We start from the raw sequence: 11,406 nt of genomic DNA, 5'->3' as shown, positions 1-11,406 counted from the left end.
AAATACAACCTCGCTATTGTGACGCTGGCGCAAAAACGGATGCACTTAACGTATTAGCCACAGCAAACTTGGATCCTTCCATCCTTCCGCAACCTTTAATGATAAAAACATGACAATTAATGTTACTGCCACCAATAACATTGCTCGATCCTAAACACGCACGTTCTGCAATAAAGGCTGTTCTAGACCAACTGGAAATGGCCGGATTATCATCGTATAGACCTTCAGCAACATGAACAGTATTAGTAGTCAGCCCATTGGCGGCGGTGACTGCGCGGTTTGTCCAATCGTCGTCATTGAAACAACTCATGTCATCATTAACCAAATCCACAGCGTCTCCCATTCTGGCTTGAGATAAGGGATCAAGTTTATCAGGATCAGAAAGTAACACTTCATCTTCAGATTCGAACACCACCCCAGCAATTGCAGATTCTGCTGCATCAAAAGCTAAAGATTGTTTCTCCATTGATACCGCCATTTTGTTTTGCATTAAACTACTGGATACTGAAGCCACACCAAGAACGGTTAAGCTCATTAACACCAATAGTGCAAATACCATAACTAAACCATGTTGTTTCATACTTTTATACTTCGCATTAGGTTCTTTGCATTTCGTAACGTAATTGTGGTTTCAAACAATTTAAACAGACGATTCTCGCTAGGAGAAATGGCTGTCTCATTTAATAATTTGAAACTCGGCACTGAATTTAAAAACACTTCAGCGTCACCTTTAATCAATACAGCAATTCGAATAGCCACAACTTGACCATTATCAGCTAAAATTGCAGGCAGTTGGTCGGCAGTAACGTAACTTACTGGCCGCGCAGAGTTGTCGCCAGTTAACAAATTATTGGTGTAACCGTATTGAACTTGAAAGCTTTCGACTTCATCCAGTAGGATCACTGGGGAATGTCCATCGTGTCCTACGGCCACTTTTTGTCCCCGTAACACACGTCCATCAAATCCCCTGCACTTTAGGGTTTTACCATCAACAAAATATTCGTTAACAACGAAAAACTCTTCATCATCGGCATATCCTAATTTATAACCACGACAATCCGTCTTCCCTTGCATTGCTACAGCTACTTTGTCACTCGCTCCTGACGCCCCTTGGGCAGAACCAACATCATCAAAAGCAGCAAAATCCCCAGGCAGAATAACGGGGTGGTTTCTAACAAATGCACTTTCTAAGACAATATCTTGATCGGTATTTAATGCGGGGTCTAAGATGTCGTATAAACCCGACATTAGAAGTTCGTTACGCAAACGGGTAATAATAAAGCGTCCACTTTCTTGGGTAGACGACAAAGAACGGTTCAAACGTTCAGTCAAACTGTTGCTGACTAAAACTTGAATAATGGCGCCGGTAATCAGTAGTCCAAGCGCCAAGGTGATCATAATTTCGACTAAACTAAAACCACCTTGAGAACGATTAAATGCCCTCATAACAGCACATCCAACTTAACGCAATCACGAGCTTCATCATCTTCCGATTCACACTCGTCATTTAAGGTTCGATCAATATTTTTCCAATTTTCCACCGGCCAAGATAAAAGAATACTCACTCTTGAACCTGTGCTGCACGCCTCGCCATCAAGAGCATTGTTATCTTGACAACTAACTGCCAAGGTTACCGATGGATTCGATGACACCGCCGAACAAGATGCTTCGTAACCATCATAAACAGCAAATTGAGCCGCAGAACATTGTCCACCCGCACAATCAGGTATCGCCGCCGGTTTAGTTAAACAGAAACAGTTATAATCCGAAGCTGTACTAGCACATGAAAGGTTATTAAAATTATACACATCGCTATCAAAGTAGTTTTCATCAACCACCAAACCATCACCAATTAGAGACATTCTAGCACTGGCTCTGAGCCTCTCACTTAGTTGCTGAGCAACCATTACCGATTGTGAACGGTTTAACGCGTCAGAATTAGAAAAAGAACTGATAAACTGCAAAGAAGCCACACCCAGTATGCCAATTGACAATATAAATAGCGTCACTAACACTTCAATCATACCTACGCCATGTTGACGCAAATAAATCTGTTGATTAGTTTTGCTATTGATCACACCCATTCCTCAATTCTCGTTTATCTTGCCGAATTTAAGTTATCTGCAGCACCTAGTATAGCCAGTAACCTTGCTTCCTAAGGAAAGACTTGCTTGATGGTAGTAAATTTAGCCTATTTGACACAAGTTTTGGTTATCGTAAGTACGGCTTAGGTATGAAAATGAGGTAGTAAAGTATAATTTTGAGAGCGTTATAAAGCGGAGGTATTCAACAAAGACAGCCATATTAAGAAAAATTAAGGCTGCCTTCGTTATGCTTTTCAATACCTTAATAAAAAGGAAAAATTAAAATAGTTGCCCAACCGAAAAGCAAATTGGCGCTTAAAACAGAAATTATATTTGACGTACTCTGAGCTCTTTAGGTACAGCAAACTCTATATTTTCTTCACGACCAGGACGTTCGTGTGCTTGTTTAGCGCCCCAACTAAGAAGTTTATCGATAACTTCCTTAACTAAAACTTCAGGCGCGGAAGCACCTGCGGTTACGCCGATATTTTTAGCTCCATCGAGCCATTCTTTTTGAATGCATTCAGCACTGTCGATTAAATGTGCTTGTGCGCCGATTTTTTCAGCAAGTTCACGAAGGCGGTTTGAATTAGAACTATTTTGCGCACCAACAACAAGCAATACATCACAGTCTGCCGATAGCTCTCTGACCGCATCTTGTCGATTTTGAGTGGCATAACAAATATCGTCTTTGCGCGGGCCTTCGATGGCAGGAAACTTTTCCCGAAGGGCATCAATCACATCCGCTGTATCATCAACTGAAAGTGTTGTTTGACTGCAGTAATACAACTTTTGAGGGTTCTTCACTGGCACATTGGCAACGTCATCCACCGACTCCACCAGATAAATTCCACCAGCATCGTTATTGTACTGCCCCATAGTCCCCTCAACTTCAGGGTGTCCTTGGTGACCTATTAGGATACATTCAGTGCCTTTTTTACTAGCGCGCATGACTTCCATGTGTACTTTGGTAACCAGTGGACAAGTTGCGTCAAACACTTTTAAACCGCGTTTATCCGCTTCATTGCGCACCGCTTGAGATACACCATGAGCAGAGAAAATAACGATACTATCATCGGGAACTTCATTTAATTCATCAACAAACTTGGCACCACGTTGTTTCAATCCATCGACCACAAATTTATTATGGACGACCTCATGGCGTACATATATTGGCGGCGCAAAGATTTCTAACGCTCTTTCAACGATAGTGATCGCGCGGTCAACACCGGCACAGAAACCTCTTGGATTGGCTAAATGAATCTGCATAAGTTACACACTTAGCTTACGCTAAGAATCTCCACATCAAAAATTACCGTTTGACCGGCCAATGGGTGATTAAAATCGACAGTTACTGAGTCTCCAGCGACATCGCGAATAATTCCCGGAATTTCACTGCCATCTGGCTGACTAAAAGCAATGATAGCGCCCACTTCAATAGGAGTCTCAGCAGAAAAACGAGATTTATCCATATGGTGAATATTATCAGGATTAGGCATGCCAAAGGCTTCATCCGCTTGTAAGGTAAATGCCTTTTTATCACCTTCTTTCAAACCCAATAAGCAGGATTCAAAATTAGCAGTCAAACTGCCATCACCCATTTGCAGCTTAGCAGGTTTATTATTCACCCGAGTGCTATCTGCAGCTGAGCCATCAGACAATTTAAGATCAAAATGCATTAGCACCTCACTGGATTGATTAATTTCCAGCATTATCTGTTTCTCCATCTTTTTCTTTATTCTTAAACATATCAACAATTAGTAAAAATGCGCCCAAACAAATCGCGCTATCAGCGACATTAAATACCGGCCACTCATACTGTTGATAATAAACATGTAAAAAGTCGACTACGTAACCATACATAATACGATCGTAAACATTGCCAAGTGCACCACCTAGAATTAAACAAAATGCAACGGGCAACATAATTTGATGTTTTTTGGCACCTTTTAACCAACGCAAAATTACCACACTTACGGCTATCGCTATGCCAGTGAACATCCATCTTTGCCAGCCACTTGCATCATTGAGAAAACTAAATGCTGCGCCATAATTACGTGTATGAGTTAGATTGAAAAAAGGAGTAATTTGAATGGATTGATACAACTCCATTGCAGCTAGCACTGCATGCTTACTCCACTGATCTAGCACTAAGGTTAAAACAGTAAGCCATAAAAAACGTAATCCGGTTTGAGAGAATAAATTAAGCATATTGTCTCGACTCACCAGCACCTTCTACATTGTCTACGCAACGATGACACAACTCAGGATGAGTTTGGTCAGTACCTACATCTGCTCGATGGTGCCAACAGCGAACACACTTGGCATCCTCTGATTTTACAATCTCCAACCATAAATCGGCGATTTCAGTGCCAATTGCGTTGTCAGGCTTAGTTGAAGCTTCGACTACTTTCGCTGTGGAGGTAATCAACACAAAACGCAATTCATCTTGCAATTGTAAAAGCTTAGCGGCTAATTCTTTGCCTGCATACAGGGTCACTTGAGCTTCAAGTGAAGCACCTAATTTACCCTCTTTTCGCTGTTGCTCTAAAGCTCTATTTACCTGCTCTTTGACTGCAAGTACCTGTAACCAAAAAGCATTATCGAAGCTACCAGCGCTAGATTGTTTCGGTAAACCATCGTACCAAGTACCAGTAAACACGAATTCGTCACGTTTACCTGGCATTTCCTGCCACAGCTCTTGTGCAGTAAAGCTAGTAATGGGTGCCATCCAGCGTACTAATGCTTCAACAATGTGGTACAACGCGGTTTGACAAGAACGTCTAGCATGTCCATCTGCCTTAGCAGTGTACTGACGGTCTTTAATGATATCTAAGTAGAAACTACCTAATTCAATCGAACAAAACTGCATCATTTTTTGGCTTACAACCAATAAATCATACTTTTCGTAAGCTTGAATAATGTCATTTTGAATTTCTGCAGCACGTCCAACCGCCCATTTATCCAGTTCAACCAACTCATCAAAAGGCACTAAATCTGTTTCCGGATTAAAGCCATTCAAGTTAGCTAGAAGGAATCTCGCGGTATTACGTATACGGCGATAGGAATCCGCTGAACGTTTTAAAATTTCATCCGATACTGCAATTTCACTGCGATAATCGGTAGAGGCAACCCACAAGCGCAAAATGTCCGCGCCTAATTTATTAATCACTTCCTGTGGAGCGACGGTGTTACCGATAGACTTTGACATCTTCTTACCTTCACCATCAACGGTAAAGCCATGAGTTAACACTTGCTTGTATGGAGCATGTCCTTTTTCAGCCACACTGGTCATCAATGATGACATAAACCATCCGCGGTGTTGGTCTGAGCCTTCAAGATATAAATCAGCTGAAGCAGGAATATCATCTCTACTGTCCACCACAAAGTGATGAGTGACACCTGAATCGAACCATACATCTAAGGTATCTGGAACTTTTACAAACTCTGTTGCGTCGTCACCCAAAAACGCCTGAGTGTCGATGTCCCACCAAGCTTGGATCCCACTTTTTTCAACTAACTTCGCTACTTTTTCCAATAGTTCATCGGTATTTGGATGCAGTTCACCGGTATCTTTATGAACAAATAAAGCGATTGGCACGCCCCACGTACGTTGGCGTGAGATACACCAATCAGGACGTCCTTCGACCATACTCTCTATTCGGCTTTGCCCCCATTCTGGTATCCATTGGGTTTTCGCGATTTCGGCCAAAGATTGTTGACGTAACCCATTTTTGTCCATGCTGATAAACCATTGGGGAGTTGCACGGAAAATAATTGGCGTTTTGTGACGCCAGCAATGAGGGTAACTATGCGTATAAGCATGATGGTGAACCAAAGCTTTGCGCTCCACTAACACATCAACAATATGAGAGTTAGCTTTTAGTACGTGCTCGCCTTCAAACAATTCAGTGCCAGGCAAATATACACCGTTTGCACCCACTGGATTAGCGACTTCTAAACCGTACTTTGCACCAACGTTAAAATCGTCGACACCATGACCAGGCGCTGTATGTACACAACCAGTACCGGACTCAGTGGTAACATGGTCACCTAAAATAATAGGTACCGTAAAGTCGTAAAATGGATGCCATATATGTTGATTTTCTAATGCATCACCATGGCAATAACCTAACGCGTGATAATGTTCAATGCCAAAACGGTCCATACAAGAACTAACCAAATCGGACGCTATCACCAATCTTTCAGGCTTATCACCCTCAACTTGCACTAAGGTATACTCAAGTTGCGGACTCACACAAACAGCTCTGTTGGCAGGTAACGTCCATGGTGTTGTCGTCCAGATAACCACTGAAACGGGACCTTCTCCCACGTGATTTTCTGGATGTTTAAAGGCTTCTGCTATGGCGTCTTGATCTTGCGCACTAAAACGCACATCAATCGAAGGTGACTGTTTGTCTTGATATTCAACTTCCGCTTCAGCTAGAGCCGAACCACAGTCAGTACACCAATGAACAGGTTTAAAGCCTTTTTCCATATGACCTGAACGCACTATACCGCCAAGTGCCCGAATGATGTCGGCCTCTGAGGTAAAGTCCATTGTTTTATAGGGTCTGTCCCATTCGCCTAAAACACCAAGGCGAATAAAATCACTTTTTTGTCCGGCTATTTGACGTTCAGCATACTCGCGACATTTTTGTCTGAATTCAGCTGCAGTGACCTTCTTACCTGGTTTGCCTACCTTTTTTTCAACTTGTAGTTCAATAGGCAGACCATGACAGTCCCACCCAGGCACATAAGGCGCATCAAAGTCAGATAGAGTCTTAGATTTAACAATAACGTCTTTAAGAATTTTATTTACCGCATGACCGATGTGAATATCACCATTCGCATATGGAGGGCCGTCATGCAAAATAAAAGGTGTTTTGCCTTTTTTAGCATCGCGAATAGCATGGTAAAGTTTTTTCTGAGTCCATTGCTTCAGCATTTGCGGTTCCCGATTAGCCAAATTTCCGCGCATTGGGAAGTCTGTTTCGGGTAAATTTAACGTATGTTTATAATCGCTCATTGAGGCTAAAATCCAATTCTTAAATCTATTTTAATCAGCACACAAAAGCTCACGAGCTATTTGTGCATCGAACTCTATTTGTTTTTTCAATAGTTCGAATGACTCGAACTTAATTTCGTCTCTTAACTTCTTAATAAATTCCACTTGAATCAACTGCCCATATATTTGTTTATTAAAATCAAACATATGAACTTCAAGCTGAGAACGTTGACCATTTACTGTAGGACGGATCCCCACATTAGCAACGCCATTTAAGTAAGCACCATCTAATCTTACTTTTACGGCAAACACGCCTTGAATTGGTGTTTGACATCGTTTCAACAAAACATTTGCCGTAGGGAAACCTATTGTTCTCCCACGTTTTTCACCATGAACCACTTTACCGGCAATCGCAAAAGGCCTGCCTAACATCGCTTCTGCTTCTGAGATATCCCCATTTGCCAAAGCGGTGCGTATTTCAGTAGAACTAATACGGCAATCTTTACGTAAAAAACTCCGAGTACTAACGACTTTGTATCCGTACTTGTCGGCATTTTGCTCTAGTAATGTAAAATCACCTTGTCGCCCTTTGCCAAAGCGGAAATCATCGCCTACCACTAAAAACTCGATACCCAACTTTTCAACAAGCAGGTGTTTAATGAAATAATTAGCGGTTTGGCTTGCAAACTCTCGGTCAAACTTAATACATAACAGGCGATCAACGCCAACCAATCTAAGTTGTTCGAATTTATCCCGCAATCGACTTAATCGCGCTGGCGCATCTTCAGGCGTAAAAACTTCTTCAGGTTGAGGTTCAAATACCATAACGGTGGAAGGCAACCCAAGATTTTTAGCCTGTAGAACCAAATTTCGCAAAACGGCTTGATGACCTAAATGTACACCATCAAATTTGCCAATTGTTAACACGCATCCTTTGTGGTCCTCGCGGATGTTGTGTAAACCTCGGATCAATTCCACTGCTTTCCTCAATTCAATAACTAAATTATTTCACTTCGATCAAAGGCGGGAATTATAACGAACTGTGCAAGTAAAGAAAGTCAATCGGTGTTATATACTAGCAAAAGTAGGTATTAGTGGACAAAACTCACAAAAACCAAGGAATTTATCGGTTTAATATCTAGGTTTATTCGCTGATTGATTGTTTTACTGAACTTTATGGGTACCGACGAAACTGCTTGTTCGAACCCCAACTAGCAGTAAGGTGACTACAAAGGATAAAAATCCAAACACTATTAGCTTGGCTAATTCGTATGCTTTTGAAAGCGTGTCCATGTTCTGCCAAATCGTCACATCAGCATTAAAAAATTGTATGACTGACACCATCACCACACAACCGGCTAGTATTTTAAGCAAAAACACACAAGTATTAGCCGTAATTTGAAACACCCCTAAACGATGTAACTGCACGTACAAAAGTGTTGCATTCATGGTTGCCGACATAGCCGTTGCGATAGCAAGACCGACATAACCATAAGGAATGGCTAATGCGATGTTAAAAAATATGTTAGCCACCATGCAATAAATACCGTAACGCACAGGGGTTTTGAGATCTTGTCGAGAGTAGAAGCCAGGTGCCAGTACCTTCACTAACATAAAGCTCAATAAACCAGTGGAATAGGCCATTAAACTATAAGACGCCATAGTGGCATCTTGCGCGGTGAAAGCACCGCCATAAAATATGGTTAATAACATAGGTTCAGCCAGCACAAACAAACCAGCCGCTGCCGGCGCCCCAAGCAAACACACAACCTTTATTCCCCAGTCCATACTGTTGCTAAAGGATTGTCTATCTTGACTCACATACTGTTTTGAAAGGGTTGGTAGAATAACAGTCGCAATAGCAATACCGAAAAGCCCTAACGGAAACTCCAATAACCTATCGGAATAGTAAAGCCAACTAACCGAACCTGTCATTAATGTGGTGGCAATCATAGTATCGATAAGTAGATTGATTTGACTCACAGATACACCGAACAGCGCGGGGATCATCAAACGTCTTACTTTACGAACTTTAGGATCGGACCAAGCCCATTTGGGCTTAACTAGCACACCAGCGCGATATAAAAATGGAATTTGAAATAGTAATTGCAACATTCCGCCTGTAAAAACACCCCAGGCCAGCGCGAACTCTGGATTTTCAAAATACGGAGATAAATACAGTGCGCAACTGATAATCGCCACATTTAGCAGCACAGGCGTAAACGCCGCAACCGCAAATTTATTCAGCGTATTTAATATGGCACCAGACAAACCAGTTAGCGAAACAAAAAATAGATACGGAAAGGTAATTTTCAGCATTAAAGCAAAGGGTTCGAATTTATCCCCTTGCGGGCCGTCATTTAAATAATCAACAAACCAACCTGCGCCAAAAAGCGCCGCCACGACTGGCGAACCTATTACCCCTAAAAGAGTGACTATGGTTACAATGACACCTAAGGTACCTGAAACTTTTGCGATAAATAACTTGAGATGCTCTTCATCACCCTCACTTTTCACTTCAGATAAGACCGGAATAAAGGCTTGAGCAAACGCCCCTTCAGCGAATAAACGACGTAAAAAATTGGGAATTTTATTCGCGACTAAAAAAACGTCAGCGGCTGCGCCCGCGCCGAGCATGTTGGCGACCACCACATCACGTATTAGGCCAAGTATGCGCGACAAAAACGTCATAAATGAGACAATGACACCGGACTTAAGCAGTTTTTTTGACAAAAATGATTCCTTTACACCGTAGCCGGTAAAAACAGGGGGTTATTATGCGCGATAAAGTAGAACAGAGTCTATACTCTCCCCTGAATCCAAGGTAAATTAGAATACTTGATGTAAATATCGATTATTCCTTTAAAACTGTTTGACAAAGGCCTATCAAATAGGCACAATCTGCGCCCTTGAATTTTGACTAGATTTTTTTCGGGAGTTTCAAATTGGCTAACATTAAGTCTGCTAAGAAACGCGCAATCCAAGCAGAAAAACGCCGCCAGCATAACGCTAGCCGTCGTTCAATGGTACGTACTTACCTTAAGAAAGTAATCGCTGCTATTGCTGCTGGTGATAAAGAAGCTGCTACAGCTGCTTTCACTACAGCTACTCCTTTGCTTGACCGTATGGCAACCAAAGGTTTGATCCACAAAAACAAAGCTGCTCGTCATAAGAGCCGTCTTGCTTCACAGATCAAAGCTCTATAATTACGCGTTTAGTAATACATTAGAAAAAGCGCTTATGGCGCTTTTTTTATGCCTGCAATTTGATATCTCCACGAATCCTGTCAATTTAATGCCAATTTGATTAGCTTTAGGCCTGCCTGCCGTGGCAAACGAATTTTCCTTGGCCTGTCATCATTTATTCAAATAAACGTCACTAATTTGTAAATACCGTCCGTTAACTTGCAAACCCCATAAACAAAACTTAATTACCTTACAGCTTCGGTGAAGAGTAAGGGTTTTATTTGTTCTGCTTTCTACTTCACGTTTATGGTGCGCACATGAAAAAACAATATAGAACGGTTTGGTTGTCTGATATCCATTTAGGTAGCAAAGACTGTAAAGCCGAATATCTACTCGACTTCCTGAGCAACCACCAATTCGAAACCATTTATTTGGTAGGTGACATTATTGATATGTGGGCGATGAGTAAGCAGTTTCGTTGGCCAGATAGCCACAATCAGGTTCTGCATAAAATTTGGCAATTATCACAAACTGAAACCAAGGTAATTTACTTACCAGGCAATCATGACCAACCATTGCAAAAATATAATGGCATGGAGTTTGGTCATATCAAAGTAGTGCGGGACACCATCCACATCACCCAGGACCATAAAAAACTATTGGTTTTACATGGCGACCAATTTGACCAAGAAGTGTGCTTCGGACCAGTCCATGCGTGGATTGGCGATAAAGCTTACGACTTATTATTGTTTATAAACCGTTGGTTCAATCGTATTCAAACCCTGCGTGGCAAACCTTATTGGTCACTGGCGGGACATATTAAAAAGCATATTAAAGGGGCCAGTTTAGCCATTGAGAGATATAAACAAGCCTGTTGTGAACGAGCAACTAGTCGCGGCTTAGATGGTGTGGTTTGCGGTCATATTCATCACCCAGAAATATGCACAAAACGTGATGCTACTTATTTCAATGATGGAGATTGGATAGAAAACTGTTCAGCGCTGACGGAAAATGCAGAAGGTCAATTACAGCTGGTGTATTGGACTCAATTAGCTGAAAAAGCTCAGGTAATACCGATAAAAACTGACGAGAAATCAAAAAATTCGCAAGCAGCCTAAAAGCATATTAA

General features: G+C 41.7%; 11 protein-coding genes. 2 read left to right on the top strand and 9 right to left on the bottom strand.

The window, feature by feature from the left end:
• Positions 1-13: 13 nt before the first annotated feature.
• The 9 genes from KO530_RS18690 to murJ form a co-directional block, all read right to left on the bottom strand.
• Positions 14-580, bottom strand: a complete 567-nt coding sequence (locus KO530_RS18690; protein ID WP_216049978.1) for a pilus assembly PilX family protein — start codon at positions 578-580, stop codon at positions 14-16.
• Positions 577-1,446: a PilW family protein gene (locus KO530_RS18685; RefSeq protein WP_216049977.1), complete on the bottom strand. Its 870-nt coding sequence runs from the start codon at positions 1,444-1,446 to the stop codon at positions 577-579. The genes KO530_RS18690 and KO530_RS18685 overlap by 4 nt, the downstream gene beginning before the upstream one ends.
• On the bottom strand, positions 1,443-2,084 hold the full coding sequence (pilV, locus tag KO530_RS18680; protein WP_216049976.1) for a type IV pilus modification protein PilV: 642 nt from the start codon (positions 2,082-2,084) through the stop codon (positions 1,443-1,445). The genes KO530_RS18685 and pilV overlap by 4 nt, the downstream gene beginning before the upstream one ends.
• Before the next feature lie 327 nt (positions 2,085-2,411).
• Positions 2,412-3,353, bottom strand: a complete 942-nt coding sequence (gene ispH, locus KO530_RS18675) for a 4-hydroxy-3-methylbut-2-enyl diphosphate reductase (protein ID WP_216049975.1) — start codon at positions 3,351-3,353, stop codon at positions 2,412-2,414.
• Between the two features lie 11 nt (positions 3,354-3,364).
• The gene (fkpB, locus tag KO530_RS18670) at positions 3,365-3,796 is read right to left on the bottom strand and encodes an FKBP-type peptidyl-prolyl cis-trans isomerase (RefSeq protein ID WP_216049974.1); all 432 of its coding nucleotides are present in this window, start codon (positions 3,794-3,796) and stop codon (positions 3,365-3,367) included.
• Positions 3,783-4,295 (bottom strand): signal peptidase II, encoded by a 513-nt coding sequence (gene lspA / locus KO530_RS18665; RefSeq protein ID WP_216049973.1) that lies wholly within the window; start codon positions 4,293-4,295, stop codon positions 3,783-3,785. The genes fkpB and lspA overlap by 14 nt, the downstream gene beginning before the upstream one ends.
• Positions 4,288-7,113 carry an isoleucine--tRNA ligase gene (ileS, locus tag KO530_RS18660; RefSeq protein ID WP_216049972.1) on the bottom strand — a complete coding sequence of 942 codons (2,826 nt, stop codon included), beginning with the start codon at positions 7,111-7,113 and terminating at the stop codon, positions 4,288-4,290. The genes lspA and ileS overlap by 8 nt, the downstream gene beginning before the upstream one ends.
• Before the next feature lie 30 nt (positions 7,114-7,143).
• On the bottom strand, positions 7,144-8,070 hold the full coding sequence (gene ribF, locus KO530_RS18655) for a bifunctional riboflavin kinase/FAD synthetase (RefSeq protein ID WP_216049971.1): 927 nt from the start codon (positions 8,068-8,070) through the stop codon (positions 7,144-7,146).
• Positions 8,071-8,256: 186 nt separating this feature from the next.
• Complete coding sequence (gene murJ / locus KO530_RS18650; RefSeq protein WP_216049970.1) at positions 8,257-9,825, bottom strand: murein biosynthesis integral membrane protein MurJ; 1,569 nt, start codon at positions 9,823-9,825, stop codon at positions 8,257-8,259.
• Positions 9,826-10,037: 212 nt separating this feature from the next.
• Here murJ and rpsT point away from each other — a divergent pair, with 212 nt between their 5' ends.
• Together rpsT and KO530_RS18640 are read left to right on the top strand one after the other, a co-directional pair.
• Positions 10,038-10,298: a 30S ribosomal protein S20 gene (gene rpsT / locus KO530_RS18645; RefSeq protein WP_216049969.1), complete on the top strand. Its 261-nt coding sequence runs from the start codon at positions 10,038-10,040 to the stop codon at positions 10,296-10,298.
• Positions 10,299-10,594: 296 nt separating this feature from the next.
• On the top strand, positions 10,595-11,395 hold the full coding sequence (locus KO530_RS18640) for a UDP-2,3-diacylglucosamine diphosphatase (RefSeq protein ID WP_216049968.1): 801 nt from the start codon (positions 10,595-10,597) through the stop codon (positions 11,393-11,395).
• Positions 11,396-11,406 lie beyond the last annotated feature (11 nt).

It is taken from the genome of Aliiglaciecola lipolytica (genome assembly GCF_018860635.1).
In the GTDB taxonomy this organism is placed as follows: Bacteria; Pseudomonadota; Gammaproteobacteria; order Enterobacterales; family Alteromonadaceae; genus Aliiglaciecola; species Aliiglaciecola lipolytica_A.
Note: the sequence above shows the minus strand (reverse complement) of the source record. Positions and strands in the feature narration are given on the sequence as shown.